Raw genomic sequence first — 16,808 nt, 5'->3', positions numbered from 1 at the left:
GTCACTTAGACCGTAGGAAATAGAGGGAGATCACTAATGGACATGAATGGACCTGTCAACATTTCTCGAAGTGAGAGACTTCAGACTTGCCACGAAATAGCTGCGAGGTTACATGAAGTATACAGAGACAAAATTCTGGCTATAGGGATCTATGGATCTGTTGCCAAAGGTACTGACGGCCCTTTCTCGGACATTGAAATGTTTTGTGTACTAAGTGAACCAAACGGCCCCGTAGAATTTAGCCATGAATGGTCGGCGGGGCCCTGGAAAGCTGAGGTGAACGTCTGTAGTTCAGACATTCTTCTTAAAATTGCCTCTACTGTTGAGGGCGATTGGCCATTGACACATGAACCCTTCTTTTCCCCACTTCGTCTGTATGATCCTAAAAACTTTTTTTCTATATTAAAGGAAGCGGCCGAATCCCCAACAAAGGAAGATTTCAGGCATGCCATCAACGAAGTGCTTGTAGGTGAAATGTACGAGTTTATAGGAAAGCTTAGAAATGTCCGTGTAAATGGCCCTCATACCTACTTGCCGTACTTGGTAATGCAGTTTGCCCAATATGGGGCTATGTTAGTTGGGTTGCACAATCAGAAGCTTTTCTCAACGGGTTCAATGGTTCTACCGGAGGCCATGGAACTGCCGAGTCGTCCAGAAGGATTTGATGATGTAGTTAAGTTGGTGATGTCCGGAGATTTAGCTGAACCAGCGAAGATCATTTCAGCCTGTGAAGATTTTTGGAGTGGTCTTGTGAGTTGGGCAGTCGAACATGACTACCTTATTCGACCACAACGAATCCCCTTTTGATCGCAAATAAAATTTACTTTAATTGCGATTACTATAATATATCATGTTTTTGATATGCCCCATCCCCCTTTCGTTAAGGGGGATTTTACTTTTCTTCTGGATGGATGATACTGCTTCGTTATATTTTCCCACTGTAACATATTTAAAATTTAAACTACTTGATTTCACCCCCTACCTCCTTTATTCTCTGTATATGTAAACCTGGCTTTGCTTATCTATATCTGGTGCTCACATACTGACCTCATTCGTGTACACATGCAAAAATGTACAATTCCGGTGTACTCCATTAAAATTTTACACATAGGGCTTTATATAGATTTTATTTTTGTTAATATCCAACAACAGGGCCTTAGGCACTATGATAGATTACGTTTTAATGATATATTGATAGGTACTATAAAAGACTAATTACCCATGGCTTGGGCTGGAGGATGTATGAAAAAGGAATCAAATCAAGACGAAACCAGTTATTTATTTAATGTAGATGTATTAGTTAAAGGCCGTTCGAACGTAGAGGCCCTTCAGTTCCTGCTTAATCTCTTGAGCCAAAACGAACACATTGCGGATAGCCGGATTCAATCCGGTATTGAACTTGGGAATTTAATCGAAGCTGCACTGTATCTAAAAAAACAGTCAGCCAGTAATAACCCGTCTGACGCAGCTGCTACGCTTGCGGAAAAGTTCTCCAAAAAGAAGTCAGCCGCAGTTACGAACAAGCCGCCAGTCGTTCAAGAGATCAAACAATCCCACGTACAGCCAAAGCCTGCAACACAACAAGAACTTAGTACGTATGAATGGATCAAACGCTATATACAAGATAATACGCTTGTACGGTTAATCGTGAACCGCTATGGCGGACAGCGTAGCATCCCTTGCCGCATCCTCAATCTGGATCATGATAATAGCCTGCTGAGTGTGTATCATGTAGATGAGAAGCAAGTGTACTCCTTTAAAATGAATGAGATCGATGAAATCACATCGTAAATGTAAATACTTCATAAAAAAACGAAGCAAAAAAAAGAGAACGGGCAAGAAAAACGTTATGTTTTTCCTGCCCGTTCTCTTTTTTTTGCATTATCCGAAAAGAACTCTAATCCTCTTTCTTCAGGCCCATGGCAGCCCATGCCAACAATATCCATCCTGCAATAAAACACACGCCTCCTAAGGGGGTGATAGCCCCCAGCACACGGATTCCGGTCAAACTTAGCACATACAAGCTGCCGGAAAACAAAATGATACCCGTTAATAACAGACGCGCTGCCCATCTCAAACGGTTGGAAGAACCCCACTGTCCAGCAGCCAACGCAATGATCAGCAAACCGACAGCGTGAATCATATGATATTTCACACCTGTTTCATACACGGCCAAAGCATCCGCGTCGATCCGGGCTTTCACAATATGTGCCCCGAACGCTCCAATGGCTACCGCCAACATCATCATTATAGATCCCACAAATATCCATTTTCGTTGCATGTTTGTGTACTCCTTTTCATCTCATCCTTTTAGCCGAATGTTCTTCTTATTTTATCGAAACCGTATGAAGTTTACCAGCCAGCGTGTGTGAACAGACCGCATACAGAATTGGATGATTAGACCCTGTCTTTTGAAGGGTAATGTGTAGGGTGGCTTGCTTTTTTGTTTATTTTGTGGAAAATTAGTACCTGTTCGGACTATGTTCAAGGAGTTGAAAAAATGAGTTACCAAGATCCTAATTTGCAAAAGCCTGCTGCGCCTGAGGAGCACCCTGTTTTTTCAGAAACTCCTGTGTTCCAGCCTCCGGTCAAGCTCAAACATTCCGGTCCCGGAATTGCTTCTTTTATTATGTCGCTTGTCAGCCTGATCGGATATATTATTCTGGCTATTATGGTTATTAATCTGCTGGCTCATTTCGGCCAATACCAAACGATGAACCCGGAAGTCGCTCTGCAGCAAACCGGAACGGTACTGCTTCCTTTTATTTTTTTAGGCAGCCTGTTGCTGAATTGTAGCGGACTTGTGGTCGGTATCATTGGAATTGCGTTAAAAAACCGTAAGAAAACCTTTGCTATTACAGGCTTAATCATTAATGCACTTATTATTGTGGGCTTTATTGCACTTCTTGCCATCGGTCTTTCCGTTCCGAATAGCACAGCGGATATCTATCCTTCCTCCGTGCAATCTTTATAATTTTTCTGCATCACACAGAGAGGATTCAATGTATGAACAAAATTAAAATTTTTGCCGACAGTACCAGTGATATTCCTGCTCACTGGCGTCAACAGTACGAGATTAGTATTGTGCCATTGTATACAGTATTTGGTGATGAAGCATTGCAGGATGGTGTGAACATTCACCCAGAACAATTATTTCAACGTGTAAGCCGCGAGGGACATTTACCGCGTACCGCCGCACCTTCTCCGTCGGATTTTATTCAAGCCTTTGCGCCCTACATAGAACAAGGGGACGACATTTTATATATCAGTCTGTCTTCCGAGCTATCATCGACGTACCAGAATGCGCTACTCGCTGCCTCCGAATTTCCGGAAGGTCGCATTACGGTTTTTGATTCCTTGAATTTGTCGTGCGGCTTTGGCCTGCTTGTGATGAAAGCTGCTCGTGCGGCAGCCAACGGCAATACGATAGAGCAGATTGTAGACATGTTGACAAAAACCAGGCCGTTAATAGACACGGAATTTGTCATTGATACACTTGAATACCTGTATAAAGGCGGAAGATGCTCAGGCATGCAAAACCTGATTGGCAGTCTGCTCAAAATTCGTCCGGTGATCAAAGTGATTGACGGAAAAATGACGCCTGCCTACAAAGTCCGCGGCAAACGTGAAAAAGCACTGGATCAGATGCTGCAAAACGCTCTGAATCAACGAGATCAGATGGATAACGATATCATTATTGTCGTGCACGCTTTGGCCGAGGAAGATGCGCTGATGCTGCAAGCTCGTTTGAAAGAAGAAACGAACGCACAAGAGGTACTGCTAACTACAGCAGGCTGTGTCATTTCCAGTCATTGTGGTCCACAGACTATCGGTATTATGTATGCCAAAAAAGCATAGTTTATCCAATATCAAACCCGTTGCCGCATAGGTAGCGGGTTTTTTGGTGTTTTCCAGCAATTTAGCAATGAATAACTTTCCTCTTTTTGATAGTATTATTCGTCGAGTAACGATATATGAATCTACAATCTATCATAAAAAAGAAGGTTATTTGGTATGAGTTCCAAACGATCACGTTGGTTAACCAGGCTCACCCTTTCAGCAACTGCAGCCATCACAATATTCACAACATTCACTTCATACTTAGCTGCTCCAGCAGCAGCATCCGGCGCTACGTTCCAAGATATTGCACACAGCTATGCCTATCAGTCTATTATTTCCCTGCACGCTAAAGGAATTTTGAACGGTACACAACCTGGTTACTTCTCTCCTAAAAAGGCTGTTACCAGAGCCGAATGGGTTACCGCACTGGACCGTACACTTGGTCTGGAGCCTGTACAAGCAGCCGTTTCCTCCTACCGAGATGTTGCCAAAAAGACGTGGTACTATGGATGGATTGAAGCGGCTTCTCAACTCAATATCGTTCAGGGGGGAACGTCTGCCACATTCCAACCTAATAGTCCTATAACCCGTCAAGAAGCGGCCTTGATGATCGCACGTCTCATCCGTTCTTCGGGCGGATCAGGAAATGCTACTTCCTCCTTCACAGATACTGGGGAAATTGCAGATTGGGCTCTTGATGCGGTAACCACCGTAAATCGTTACGGCTTTATGAAAGGTGAAAGTAACTATTTTCGTCCAGCATCCTCTCTAACCCGCGAAGAAACAGCGGCATTGCTGGAGCGTCTGCTAACGTATTCAACAAAGCATGCTAACCAAACTGCTTCCACGGCTTCTTCCATCCGACTAGGCTGGCAATATGATCAAACCGTTCAGCAGTTTGAAAATACGGTGCTCCAATCCAACATCAACACCCTGTCACCACGTTGGTTTTTTCTAAATGAAACAGGTAGTATAAGCGACTATACCAATGCGTCGCTGCTTACCTGGGCCAAACAGCATCATAAAAATATCTGGGCTATGGTAGGCAACCGTTCCAATCTGGTGCTGACGCACCAAATTCTATCCAGTGAGGTTCTACGGAATAAAACTATAACTCAGCTTGCCAATGCCGTATCTGTATACGGTTTGAACGGACTTGTCATTGATTTTGAAAATGTAGATGGTCAGGATCGTGCCAATTTAACATTGTTCGTCCAACAATTAAAAGCTAAGTTGAAGAGTCAGAATACGGTACTGGCGATTTGTGTATCTCCTGATTATGGAACGGACTGGACTGCCGCCTTTGATTATAAACAGCTTGGCACTGCGGCAGACTATCTGATCCTGATGGGATATGACGAGCATTGGGGAGGTAGCTCGATCCCCGGCTCTGCGTCCTCATTGCCATGGCTCCGTGAAAGCGTACGGCGTTTTGTACAAACCACCTATCCGGAGAAAGCGATCTTGGCGTTGCCATTATTTACACGGAACTGGACGCTTAACGCTAGCGGACATTCAATCGCTTCCTCTGATATATCACTAGATCAGCAAAACCAGCTAGTATCCCGTTCCGTCTCCAAACCAATCTGGAATGAGGATATTCAGCAGTATACCGTGTCTTACAAAGACACACAGCTTCATAAGCTGTGGCTTGAGGAAGGACGATCCTTCACTCGTAAGTATCGCTTGGGGCAGGATGCTGGGTTTGCTGGCTTCGCCTACTGGTATCCGGGCGGAGCCAGCTCTGATCTATGGTCCAGTGTAAAAAACGCAGACCGATTTATACAGCGTGGTTTATAAAATACAAAGCCTTCAACCTCACGTGAAAAGTGAAGTTGAAGGCTTTTGGCATACAACTTATCACCAGCCTATGACCGATATGCTACTTTCCCGTTTACAACTGTCATTCGTACCCTCACGTCAAGTAAAGCTTGCGGGCTTTCCGATACATCACGGTCAATGACTGTAAAGTCAGCGGCTTTCCCTTCAGCTATCGCCCCTCTCTCATCAGCTTCCCCGGCTGCTACTGCGCTTCCCGTGGTAAACAAACGAATGGCTTCATGTACATCTAGCTTTTCAGCGGGAAGATAGCCCTCATGTATTTCTTCGGGCTTGGCGCGAGTCACTGCCGCATGAATACCAAGAAAAGGGTTTAACGGCTCAATCGGCGCGTCACTACCTCCAGCACATGGAATGCCTGCTTCCAGCAGCTTTTTCCAGGCATATAAATATTCAGTCCGTTCTTTCCCCACCCGATCCAGTACCCAAGGGAAGTCACTTGCGACAAAACGGGGCTGGATGTCCGCAATCAGCGGCAGCTTCGCCATTCTCTTGATCAAATCCCTCCTAAGCACCTGTCCATGGATCAGGCGATCTGGCAAACCGCTTTCCTCCGTGAGCACATGGGCCTCCATCGCTGTCAAAATCATGTGCGCTGCCCCATCCCCTATAGCATGTACAGCCACTGGAAAGCCTGCGGCCCTCGCAGCTGCCACCATCTGATTCAGCTCTGGCTGCGGTTGAATCGCCATTCCGCGGGTATGTGGAGCATCACTATAAGGTTCTGACAATAATGCCGTTCTTCCACCAATAGCGCCATCGGCAAACATTTTAATCGCACCGATTTTAAACCACTCATTTCCGGTACCTGCACGCAGCCCTTGCACTTTCGCTTCTTCCATAAAGGGATGATAGATGAGCTGGTGTGTGCGAAAAGCAAGACCTTCTTCCCTCAGCTCCCTGTAAATTCGCTGCATCGTCTCCACGCTGCCCAAAAAACGTAAATCTTCCGTGTGCGCAGCAGTTAGACCAAGCCGTAGCGCATCCAGGCAAGCCCGCCGAATCGTATCCTTCTTAACCGAATAATCCGGCTCTGGCTGCACGCTAGTAAAGGCAAAGGATGCTTCCTCATAAATCAATCCGTTCAACCGTCCATGTGCGTCTCGTCCATAGGCTCCCGAAGCCGGGTCAGGGGTGTCCTCGCTAATACCCGCACGCCGAAATGCCTCTGAATTGGCCAAGAACGTATGAAAGCACGTACGAGTGAGATATACCGGATGCTGATCTGTAATGGCATCCAGCTCGGCTATACCTGGAATTTCAACAGGAATAAACGCATTTTCATTCCAGTTAAGTCCTAAAATCCACTCTCCCGGCGGTGTTACAGCGACCCGTTTGCGCAGCATAGCCAGCATCTCTTCCTTGGAGGTAGCTGATGTTAAATCCAGCATAGCCAGCTTCATACCATGCATAGACAAATGCATATGTGAATCGGTTAAGCCTGGCAGTACATAGGCGTCTTCCCAATCCACAGTTTCATATTCCTTACCGGTCAACTGCAATTCAAGCTCCCGAGCATATCCGATGGCTTGTATCCGACCCTGCTGTACAACGATGGAGTCTCCTTTGGAAGCCCAATCCCCATGCAACCGGCCGTGCTTGAACAAAACGAATGTCAACGCCACTCATCTCCTTTTTTCAACTATACGCATATCCACTTCATATTACGCCTGTGTTGCCACTTCCAAGCGTAGTGTATTTATATCTACCTGCTGCACCTGCTGGGCAAATTGGTCATGAGCTGCACAGACAGCCATTTTATAATCCTGATCCAACTCATACTGCTTAAAATGACAATACTCGGTGGTAAAGCCCTCTGTCGTGAAGCCTATGAACGGTTGTGCCTTCAGCTCGAATGAAAAAGACTTCAACGGTAGAGTTAGTCCCTGCCCCTCGGCCTTCACAAAGCTTTCTTTAAGCGTCCATAGATCGTAAAAATACGATAAGCGGTTGTCTGCATCCTGACGCATTAACGCATCATACTCTGTGTCCGAAAAGCACACTCTACCTACCTCAAAATCTATAGGACGGAGCTGTTCAATGTCGATTCCAAGCGGGTGATCATCAATAGCGCACACCACCCATTTTCCCGAGTGAGAAACATTAAAATGGAATGCGGGTGCATTTATCAAGGAAGGCTTACCGAACGCGTTGTATGTAAATTGAAGACTGGAATTAGATACCTTCAATTGCCGGCAGACCAACCATCTTAGCAGCACATCGGCATATAAGCCCCTCAAAGCATCTTCCCGATGTAAAAAACGATCTAACTTGTGCTGCTTTTCCAGCGAAACCCGATTTACCAGTAATTCGTAATGCTCCTCAGCTTCCGGCTTGCTCGTATCAATCGCGTATATTTTCATGGTTGCCTCCTGTATATCTAATGAATATCAGCCAGTTTGTAACACTCACCGTTCGATTGAAGTCTGTTAGATATGGATGGCGTGTGCCGTGTACATGGTCAATATACTACTCTAGCACTTTCAATTCAATATGGATACAATTGGGATAAGCATCTCTATTAAAACTACTTCATAGAGCCTATTAATGAAAGCGCTTTAAAATAACGCATACAGAGGAGGACGAAACAATGAAATATGATTTTGCCCGCTTGCTGTGTATTATGCTCTCTATTTTGCTGACGTTGAGCATTTTTCAGATGTTTTCTCCTAAGATCGCTTCAGCCGCTTCAGCGAATGTTGTGAATGGCATTCAGTTTAAAGATACAGATGGAAACGTGGTCCATGCCCATGGGGGTGGTATGATTAAAGTAGACGGTTACTATTATTGGTTTGGTGAAAATCGTAATCCCAACGGCACGTTCAAGGCGGTATCCGCCTACCGTTCCTCTGATTTAAAAAACTGGGAGTTTCGTAAAAATGTACTGACCAGCAGCTCCGCTGTGGAGCTGAATGTTTCGAATATTGAACGTCCGAAAGTGATTTACAATGAAAAAACACGTAAATACGTATTATGGATGCATAAGGAGAATGGGGTTAATTACAACGAGGCCCGAGTGGCTGTTGCTTCTTCCGATACCGTGGACGGCGATTACACGTATCAGGGCAGCTTCCGTCCTCTGGATTACGATTCGCGCGATATGACCGTCTACAACGATAACGGTACAGCTTACCTGATTTCGGCTACCCGGGTAAACGCGGATCTGAACATCTATCGTCTGACACCGGATTTTCTGCAAGTTGAATCGCTGGTGACTACACTTTGGCCAGGACAATATCGTGAAGCTCCGGCGATGTTCAAAAAAGGAGACGTCTACTTCCTGATTACATCCGGGGCAACCGGCTGGAATCCCAATCAAGCCAAGTATGCTACCGCATCCAGCATTGAAGGAACCTGGAGTAATACGATAAACTTCGGGGACGGTACGACATATGGTTCACAGTCGGCTTACGTGATTCCTGTTGAAGGTGCCCAGACAACTTCATACCTGTATTTGGGCGACCGTTGGGCGGGTGCGTGGAGCGGTCCTGTGCAGGATTCTCAATATGTATGGCTGCCACTGCGTTTTCCAACAGCGACTTCATTAGCCATGGATTGGTTCGACAGCATTAATATTGACACCGCCAGTGGTGCGGTCGAGGGGATAACAACATCAATTGCCATTGATCCGGATGCCTATTATCAGCTAGTGAATCGCAAGAGCAATAAGCCACTAAGCATTATTGGCAATGCAACGACGGACGGTGCAGACCTGGAGCAGCGTGCAAATTCCGGAGCAGCAAACCAGCAATGGCAGCTCAAGGATGCAGGCAGCGGATATTATAAAATTGTGAACCGCAACAGCGGAAAGCTAATTGGTGTTGAAAGCGGTACCACAACAGACGGTACAGTTATTGAGCAGTGGAGTGACGGAGGCTGGTCCAGTCAGCATTGGCAATTAGTATCCGTAACCGGTGGTTATTACAAGCTGAAAAATCGGGCAACCGGCAAGCTGATCGATATTTCTGAAGGCGCCACCGCCGATGGAGCCAAAGCCATTCAATGGGGCGATAATGGTGGGACGAATCAGCATTTCCGTGTAGTTAAAGTAGAATAGCTCAAGTTATTTTCAAAAGGAGCCGTATTCCGAGCAGACATGGTGACTGCTAACGGAAAAGACGGCTCCTTTTTACGTAAAACGATGAAAATTGATAATCTCTAGTACGTTACAATTCCCACGGATAATCTGTTGTCAAAAAACTAGCCAACTGTTTGCTTTCTTCCCTCCGCTGACGCCGTATGGCTGCGCGTGATGGAGCCGTCTGGTGCAATTGTAACTGCTCTTCTGTTTCTGGAATCACCTGCGGGACAGTCACCTTACGGTTGTTCTCGTCCAATGCCACAAAGGTCAGGAAGGCGGTGGCTGCGATTTTCCGGTCGCCAGTCATCAGTCCTTCACGAATTACCTTTACGAACACCTCCATCGAGCTACGGCCTGTCCAGGTTACGAACGCTTCTAGCGTGACAGAATCACTCGGATGGATAGGTAGCAAAAAATCCACCGAATCCGTAGAGGCTGTAACTGTGTTCGTACGACACAGCTTAGCAGCTGCAATAGATGCGATATCGTCGATATACGACATTAATCGGCCGCCGAAGAGCGTGTTATGATTGTTGATATCGTTGGGAAATACTCGGGACGTCTTGAAGCAGTAGGTTTCTCGGATGTACTTGCTTTCCATGGATTCTTTCCTCTCTTTTCCTCGTTGCTCTCTTTTTATATCTCAGGATTTTGCAAAATCATGATGTGGAAGCCTGTTTTAGACTATGCTAATCATCCCACTAATCCGCATAATAAATCAATACATAAAAATCGGCATCCTCATCCGAATCATTTCGGTAGGTATGTATGTCAGATACTTGAAATTGCACGGCATCCCCTGCACTCAGCTTGAGCTGTTGCCCCTGCATTTCAAAGTACATTTCCCCACGGATCATGAGAATCGTTTCCTCCCCCAAATGCTTCTCTGCCTGGTGTGTAAAACCTGGCTTCAGACTTACCGTGAACACCTCAAACTTCTTTTCAGCGTGATACGGGAATACAGGGTAAACAAAATAGTTACCGTCCTCATCAATAACCGGATGCAGGTCTTCCCTCCGAATCTTCGTGATTTGCGGCGGATCTTCTTTGAGAAAGGTGGAGAAGGATACATGCAAACCGTTCGCAATTTTCCAAAGGGTTGTTACCGTAGGATTGGATTTCCCCTTCTCAATCTGAGCCAGCATCCCTTTGCTGACCCCTGTCAGTTCAGCCACCTTATCCAAACTTAATCCTCTAGTCTTCCTGATTTGAGCCAAATTAGAGCCAATAATATGCTGCATTGAATCCACGGACGATGCCTCCTTGTATCCAAAAGTCTATATAAGAAGAATACACAAAAGACTGTGTGTTCGCTATATATAGACTGTATCGTAAAATATCATTTATCTTTTGCAATTTTGGATGCATGACTTATTATCCACAGTAAATTAAGTGTAGCCGATCAAGGTAATACAAAGCTTAAACGGGAAGTAGACATGCTACAATTTACTGTAATTGTAATATGGTCAGGTTCCTCGCTTACTTCAACATGCAATAAAAACATTTGACATTGAATATAAATGTCCTTAAACTTTTCACTTATTAAAACTTTTTTCAAAACTATTGTAATATCCTGAAGGAGGGCTGCTATCCTATGACTTTTCCGTCCCTGAACACCCAACAGGTGAGAAAATCAAGTTTGGCTATCTAGGAGGGACTAAATTTGAATCTGCAAACCCGCAAGTCCCGCCACATGTATACGATGCAGCTGGCGACAATTTTTATTGGCTTTATTGTATTTGGCATCTCGGAAAATATTAAAGGCCCTGCCATTCCACGCATCCAATTCGACTTCAATCTGGATGAACAGCAGCTCGGAACATTGTTGTCTCTAAACGCACTTGGTTATTTGATTGCCTGCTCGTTCACCGCTGTCCTTGTCCGTAAGTGGGGAATCAAGGCGGTCAGCATCATTTCCTTTGCTTCCATGATCATCTCGGGAGTGTTCATCTATCTGTCGCACACGTATCCGTTCTTCGCCTCGTCCTACTTCTTGATGTATATCGGGAACGGCATGCTGGAGATTGCGCTCGCAATTTTGGGGGCGAGGATTTTTGTGAAAAATACCGGCACGATGATGAATTTGTCCCACTTTTTCTATGGGCTCAGCTCAACAGTCGCCCCTTTGCTGGCGACGGGAGTCATGTCACTGACGGTATTTGGACATATGCTGGACTGGCGGGGGATGTATCTGGCTATGTTGTCGCTCTGCTTGCTGCCGATTGTGGCCGCACTGCTCAGCACCTTCCCGGGAGACGATTTGCAGCATGAGGATCGAACCTCACTCAAGACGCTAACCCGCGATCCAGCACTCTGGATGATGGTAATGATCCTGTCGTTTGGAGTAGTCTCTGAGCTCGCAGTTGGGGGCTGGCTGGTCAACTTTTTAGAGAAAGCGTATTCATGGAGCACGGTGGAGGCGTCCAGCATGCTCTCAGCGTTCTTTCTTACCTTCTCGTTGGGGCGCCTATTGCTTGGTCCACTCACAGACCGGATGGGGTTCGTGCTTTCGACGATTCTATTCTCCGCCTTCTCAGCGATATGTACGTTCGCAGCAATCGCGGGTGGAGAGAGACTGGCGTTTCTCTTTGCCGTATCAGGTGCAGGTATTGCAATGATCTATCCGACCGTGATGGCGTTCATAGCAAGGAGATATCCGAAGGACAGTGATACAGCTATTACGTTCGTCGTCACGCTGATGGGCATAGGTAGTGTCATTGGCAACTATGTGATCGGCTGGGTAATCGAAGGGGTCAAGATAGTCTACGGCGCAACCACTGAGCTTGGCATACTGCGCGGACTTCAGGCGGGATATGGAGTTATCGGTCTATGCGCAGCCATCTGCGCGATCTCGGGAATTATTCTCTACGGATATCTGAAAAAGCGGCAGGAGCTTATATAAATCACCACCTTAGGGTTGCCCCATAAGTCATGAACTGACTGGGACGCCCTTTTTTTACGAGTTCCCCATTCAGTCAAAACAGCCCTTATATGAACACATCCGAGCTGCTTTGATTCATCATCAGTTCTTGCTCATTTTCCATTTCGAAGAGCTCATCGGGAGCACATTTGAACACCACTTTTGGATGACTGGCTGCTGCCAAATCGTCTGGAACCGGAACACGACCGAACCTTTTTGGTAAGTACATAGCCTTCATTGGGTTGTCAACAGTAAAACAGCTTTTTAAGAGCAATTCTCCTGCAGGAACTATTCAACATAACATACAAACGTATAATATATTGATACTTTACAACTTACGTTATATACTATTATAAAATTTATACACTGGGGGTAAGGTTAAAATGTCCATAGCTTCGGAGTTGAGCGGAACGAAGCACGATTCACTCAGCTTTTTACAAGGGGTTAAAGATTGTATTCCTACATTGCTCGGTTATGTATGTATTGGGTTCGCGGCAGGCATTGTGGGCGCTTCATCAGGGGTTAGCACCATGGAAATTGCCTTCATGTCGGCGCTTGTATACGCAGGAGCCTCCCAGTTTATCATGTGCTCGATGCTGGCTGCAGCCAGTCCTCCATCCGTCATTATTTTAACGACTTTCATTGTGAATGCTCGTCATCTGCTGTTAAGTGCGTCGCTGGCTCCTTACTTTTCTAAATATTCATTGTGGAAAAACATAGGCATCGGTGTTCTTTTGACGGACGAATCCTTTGGAGTAGCGTCGGATAAATTGGCTAAAGGCGGGCAGGTCAGTGACCGCTGGATGAACGGGCTTAATATTACAGCTTATCTCGCCTGGATTGCATCCTGTGTAGCGGGAGGGGTTCTCGGGAACTGGATTTCCCGGCCGGAGGCTTTTGGTCTGGACTTTGCCTTGCCAGCGATGTTTCTTGCCCTGCTCATTTCCCAGCTCCAAAGTGTCCAGACCTCCAAACTCAAGCATCGTCTGCTGCTTGTGCTATGTATGGCTGTTCTGATGTACCTTTTGGCCTGGTGGGTGCCATCACATATCGCCGTCATTATAGCGACCATGATCACCGCAACGATTGGAGTGTTAAGCGACAAATGAACATTAATCCCAATGTCCTGTATATCATTATCGGTGCCATGATTGTCACGGCGATTCCAAGGATCATTCCCTTTGTCGTGCTGCAAAGGCTGGCGCTACCCAAGCCAGTGCTACAATGGCTTTCCTATATTCCCATCTGCATATTCACGGCCCTCGTGATGGAAAATCTGCTCGTTCGAACCGAAACCTCAGTCACTCTTAATGGGCAAGTGCTTATGGCTGTTCTTCCTACGCTAGTGACCGCCTTGTGGAGCAAAAACCTGCTGGCTACCGTCGTTGTCGGTATTGTGAGTATGGCTGTAATTCGACTTTTGTGGTGAAGAAAAAAATTACCCTCCTACAATAGGAGGGCATCTGTCCTTTCTTAGGCTCCACCTGTCGTCCTTACTAACGAGGGCGACAGATCTCCTTCCTCAAAACCACGTTCTCGTTGTGAAAGATACGAGGAGGCTTGCAGCCTAAACATTTCTGCATACACTCCGTCTATATCCATTAAGTGTTCATGACTACCTGCTTCCACAATTTTGCCCTCCTCCATTAAAATAATGGTTGGGATTACATCCTCATGCTATCCTAACTACAACCAGTCCCTATTCACAAACATCTTTCTTCCACCATACAGATAGGCTAAAAACGTAAAAATGACAATCAGTCCGAGACTGTAAGGCTCAACTCTGGGTGCATAAGTCGCTGTTTGCGGCATCATAATATAATAAGGAATCGTAAAAGGAAACCACGCACCTATGGAAGAGTGAAAGCCTGTTATAACAATATTAGGAACCACACAACAAATGGACATTCCCAGAGAAGCTCCAAAATTCCGAATTTTTATCGAGAGCATAAGCTGTAGTGCTGCCAGGGGAAAAATCCCGAGCCACCCTCCCAAACCGGTAGAAAGAACGACAGACCAAGGGATCTCTCCTGGAGCACCTGCTATATTTCCACTTACAAAATAGCCTACTATAAATATAAGCTGATCCAGACCCAGTATGAGAATGAGCAATATATATTTTGCATAATAAATTTGCTGACGAGGATACGGGCTGCTCAATAAAATCTTCCATCCTCCATCCCGGTGCTCGTACGCACACAAAAGAGAAGCAATAATTCCACAATAGAGCGGATAAAAAAACATAGAGTGAAATTGCGCTGAATAAGTATATAAAGTTAACCAACTGGGTGAAAAAAACTGCTTCAAATCATTCAGTTCCAGGACTCCCATTAAAGAATTTATGATCGCATCCAATATAATGAGAATCCAAACCATGATCCATTGAAGCTTTATTGTCTCCACGCGTAAAATAGAGCCCATGTATCTTTTCCTCTCTATTTGAATTCATGCTTGGTAAACTGTAGTGTACCAAGTCCCGTAAAGATGACTCCTGCACTTAAAGCAACGATCACCCAAATCATGTGTTCCTTCATCAGAGGACTTGATAATGCAGGGTACGACCAAGGCAATATTTTAATCCACAGAATACTTGTGCGTGCCAAAAACAAGCTTGCAATTGAACCGAATATACCAAACGCTAATGGGAATGCCTGATTAGTGAAAAGCGTAGACAGCCAAAGTTGAATTGCAAGTACTGGTAGGGTAGCCAAGCTTGCATTAATCGGCTGTAACAACATGATCCGCCAAGGAATGGGTTCGTTTGTATATAACACCCAGATGAGGCTCATACCTGCTACAGTGATAAAGGCGGTACCCAACTGCAGAATCACAATCCATACGATTTTGGATAAATAGATATAACTTCTGGGAACAGGCATGGCCATAAGCTGCTTCCATGTTTGAGTATCATGCTCTGTACCGGCCATAATACTCGCCAAAAGTGTACCGCCAAGCAGCATCACAAACGAAAGGAACATAAACATAACGGCAAAACCAGCGTAGACACCTCCCGGTCCTTGCCGAAAGTAAAGATACCATTCCACAGCAGTCATGCCTGTAAGTACACACCCCTGTATAAGAGGAATCCACCAGCATATTTTCTTCAGCTTAAGCCCCTCTGCCTTTATAACCCGGAGTATCATAAGCTTCGCTCCTTACCTGTCAGTTCCAGGAATATCTCCTCCAATGTTTTTTTCTTCTCTGTGACCCGATAAATGGGATGATTGTGTTCCACAAGCACCTTGATCATCTCCGAAGATTGTTGCCGATCTACAATAGGAGTCACGACCTCATTTTGTTCAATCGATTCAGCCCCGGCCGTCCACCCATGCTGAATCAGTGCACCGGCAGCCAGAACAGGATCTGGGGTTTCAATGAATAATTGAGGCTTGCTTTTGGCGGTGAGTTCCTTCATCGTTCCCTGGAAGATCATTTCACCCTGATTAATAATTCCTACATAGGTTGCAATCTGCTCAATTTCGCTTAATAAATGGCTCGAAACCAGTACCGTCATTCCGTAAGCGCCAGGGAGGCTCATAATTAACTCCCGAATTTCCTGAATACCAGACGGGTCCAAACCATTCGTCGGTTCATCAAGTATCAATAATTTGGGGTTGGCAATAAGCGCCATAGCAATCCCCAGTCTTTGTCGCATCCCCAAGGAATATCCCTTTACCGGACGATACGCATCCTTGGTTAATCTCACTAAATCCAGCACTTCATGAATTCTTCGGGTCGGCAGTCCACGCATGGTTGTAACGATTTCTAAATTTCGATATGCGGATAAATGGGCATAATAGGCAGGTGATTCAACCAAGGAACCAATATCCTTCAATATTTCCATACGCTGATCCTTCAGCTTTTTCCCGAAAATCTCAATTTCCCCGGATGTGGATTTAATCAGCCCAAGTAGCATACGAATCGTGGTTGTTTTACCCGCTCCATTAGGTCCTAAAAATCCATAAATCTGCTGTCCGGGTACCTGGAGATTTATTCGTTTTACAAATTCCCGTTTTCCAAAACGCCTAGTTAGCTGCTGTGTATGTATTACATATTCAGACATTTCCTGATCTCCTCTCGACTTCTAATGCTGAAGCTTAAGTTACATACAGTTTACTGAAGTAAAGT

Annotated in this window: 19 protein-coding genes; 9 read left to right on the top strand and 10 right to left on the bottom strand. The window is 45.5% G+C overall.

The window, feature by feature from the left end; all coding sequences use genetic code 11:
- Positions 1–36 precede the first annotated feature (36 nt).
- Both NLX82_RS09495 and NLX82_RS09490 read left to right on the top strand, forming a co-directional pair.
- Positions 37–807 carry an ANT(4')-I family aminoglycoside nucleotidyltransferase gene (locus tag NLX82_RS09495; RefSeq protein WP_254347883.1) on the top strand — a complete coding sequence of 257 codons (771 nt, stop codon included), beginning with the start codon at positions 37–39 and terminating at the stop codon, positions 805–807.
- Between the two features lie 435 nt (positions 808–1,242).
- A complete protein-coding gene (locus NLX82_RS09490) occupies positions 1,243–1,791 on the top strand; it encodes a hypothetical protein (RefSeq protein WP_023987852.1) in 549 nt (182 codons plus the stop codon).
- Between the two features lie 106 nt (positions 1,792–1,897).
- Here the strand turns inward: NLX82_RS09490 and NLX82_RS09485 are convergent, their stop codons facing one another.
- On the bottom strand, positions 1,898–2,281 hold the full coding sequence (locus tag NLX82_RS09485) for a DUF423 domain-containing protein (RefSeq protein WP_071640103.1): 384 nt from the start codon (positions 2,279–2,281) through the stop codon (positions 1,898–1,900).
- A 219-nt stretch (positions 2,282–2,500) separates the two neighbouring features.
- On the opposite strand from NLX82_RS09485, the gene NLX82_RS09480 reads away from it, so the two are divergent.
- From NLX82_RS09480 to NLX82_RS09470, 3 genes are all read left to right on the top strand, one after another.
- A complete protein-coding gene (locus tag NLX82_RS09480) occupies positions 2,501–2,974 on the top strand; it encodes a hypothetical protein (RefSeq protein ID WP_053325059.1) in 474 nt (157 codons plus the stop codon).
- 32 nt (positions 2,975–3,006) lie between these two features.
- Positions 3,007–3,858, top strand: coding sequence for a DegV family protein (locus NLX82_RS09475; RefSeq protein WP_053325058.1), 852 nt, complete (start codon positions 3,007–3,009; stop codon positions 3,856–3,858).
- 156 nt (positions 3,859–4,014) lie between these two features.
- Positions 4,015–5,640, top strand: a complete 1,626-nt coding sequence (locus NLX82_RS09470; protein WP_254347881.1) for an S-layer homology domain-containing protein — start codon at positions 4,015–4,017, stop codon at positions 5,638–5,640.
- A 68-nt stretch (positions 5,641–5,708) separates the two neighbouring features.
- On the opposite strand, the gene NLX82_RS09465 is transcribed toward NLX82_RS09470, so the two are convergent.
- Both NLX82_RS09465 and NLX82_RS09460 read right to left on the bottom strand, forming a co-directional pair.
- The gene (locus NLX82_RS09465) at positions 5,709–7,298 is read right to left on the bottom strand and encodes an amidohydrolase (RefSeq protein WP_068940137.1); all 1,590 of its coding nucleotides are present in this window, start codon (positions 7,296–7,298) and stop codon (positions 5,709–5,711) included.
- A 45-nt stretch (positions 7,299–7,343) separates the two neighbouring features.
- Positions 7,344–8,042, bottom strand: a complete 699-nt coding sequence (locus tag NLX82_RS09460; protein WP_068940135.1) for a 4'-phosphopantetheinyl transferase family protein — start codon at positions 8,040–8,042, stop codon at positions 7,344–7,346.
- A 227-nt stretch (positions 8,043–8,269) separates the two neighbouring features.
- On the opposite strand from NLX82_RS09460, the gene NLX82_RS09455 reads away from it, so the two are divergent.
- Entirely contained in the window at positions 8,270–9,736 is a 1,467-nt protein-coding gene (locus NLX82_RS09455; protein ID WP_254347879.1) for an RICIN domain-containing protein, read from the top strand.
- Between the two features lie 109 nt (positions 9,737–9,845).
- Here the strand turns inward: NLX82_RS09455 and NLX82_RS09450 are convergent, their stop codons facing one another.
- A complete protein-coding gene (locus NLX82_RS09450) occupies positions 9,846–10,361 on the bottom strand; it encodes an acyl-CoA thioesterase (protein ID WP_013309488.1) in 516 nt (171 codons plus the stop codon).
- 100 nt (positions 10,362–10,461) lie between these two features.
- A complete protein-coding gene (locus NLX82_RS09445) occupies positions 10,462–11,010 on the bottom strand; it encodes a helix-turn-helix domain-containing protein (protein WP_023987843.1) in 549 nt (182 codons plus the stop codon).
- A 413-nt stretch (positions 11,011–11,423) separates the two neighbouring features.
- On the opposite strand from NLX82_RS09445, the gene NLX82_RS09440 reads away from it, so the two are divergent.
- The gene (locus NLX82_RS09440; RefSeq protein WP_028542931.1) at positions 11,424–12,662 is read left to right on the top strand and encodes an MFS transporter; all 1,239 of its coding nucleotides are present in this window, start codon (positions 11,424–11,426) and stop codon (positions 12,660–12,662) included.
- Between the two features lie 85 nt (positions 12,663–12,747).
- Here the strand turns inward: NLX82_RS09440 and NLX82_RS09435 are convergent, their stop codons facing one another.
- Entirely contained in the window at positions 12,748–12,909 is a 162-nt protein-coding gene (locus NLX82_RS09435) for a hypothetical protein (RefSeq protein ID WP_254347877.1), read from the bottom strand.
- 154 nt (positions 12,910–13,063) lie between these two features.
- Here NLX82_RS09435 and NLX82_RS09430 point away from each other — a divergent pair, with 154 nt between their 5' ends.
- Positions 13,064–13,789 carry an AzlC family ABC transporter permease gene (locus NLX82_RS09430; RefSeq protein WP_254347869.1) on the top strand — a complete coding sequence of 242 codons (726 nt, stop codon included), beginning with the start codon at positions 13,064–13,066 and terminating at the stop codon, positions 13,787–13,789.
- Positions 13,786–14,109, top strand: coding sequence for an AzlD domain-containing protein (locus NLX82_RS09425; protein ID WP_023987839.1), 324 nt, complete (start codon positions 13,786–13,788; stop codon positions 14,107–14,109). The genes NLX82_RS09430 and NLX82_RS09425 overlap by 4 nt, the downstream gene beginning before the upstream one ends.
- 44 nt (positions 14,110–14,153) lie before the next feature.
- Here the strand turns inward: NLX82_RS09425 and NLX82_RS09420 are convergent, their stop codons facing one another.
- The 4 genes from NLX82_RS09420 to NLX82_RS09405 are packed head-to-tail and all read right to left on the bottom strand — an operon-like array spanning position 14,154 to position 16,743.
- Complete coding sequence (locus NLX82_RS09420; RefSeq protein ID WP_155613660.1) at positions 14,154–14,309, bottom strand: hypothetical protein; 156 nt, start codon at positions 14,307–14,309, stop codon at positions 14,154–14,156.
- 57 nt (positions 14,310–14,366) lie between these two features.
- Positions 14,367–15,101, bottom strand: a complete 735-nt coding sequence (locus NLX82_RS09415; RefSeq protein WP_013309463.1) for an ABC transporter permease — start codon at positions 15,099–15,101, stop codon at positions 14,367–14,369.
- Positions 15,102–15,115: 14 nt separating this feature from the next.
- Positions 15,116–15,823, bottom strand: coding sequence for an ABC transporter permease (locus NLX82_RS09410; protein ID WP_254347867.1), 708 nt, complete (start codon positions 15,821–15,823; stop codon positions 15,116–15,118).
- The gene (locus NLX82_RS09405) at positions 15,820–16,743 is read right to left on the bottom strand and encodes an ABC transporter ATP-binding protein (RefSeq protein WP_023987831.1); all 924 of its coding nucleotides are present in this window, start codon (positions 16,741–16,743) and stop codon (positions 15,820–15,822) included. Before NLX82_RS09405 ends, NLX82_RS09410 begins: the two co-directional genes overlap by 4 nt.
- Between the last annotated feature and the right edge of the window lie 65 nt (positions 16,744–16,808).

Origin of the sequence: Paenibacillus sp. A3M_27_13, assembly GCF_024213315.1 — a bacterium.
Lineage (GTDB): Bacteria > Bacillota > Bacilli > Paenibacillales > Paenibacillaceae > Paenibacillus > Paenibacillus polymyxa_B.
This window is presented reverse-complemented; position numbering and strand designations above follow the sequence as displayed.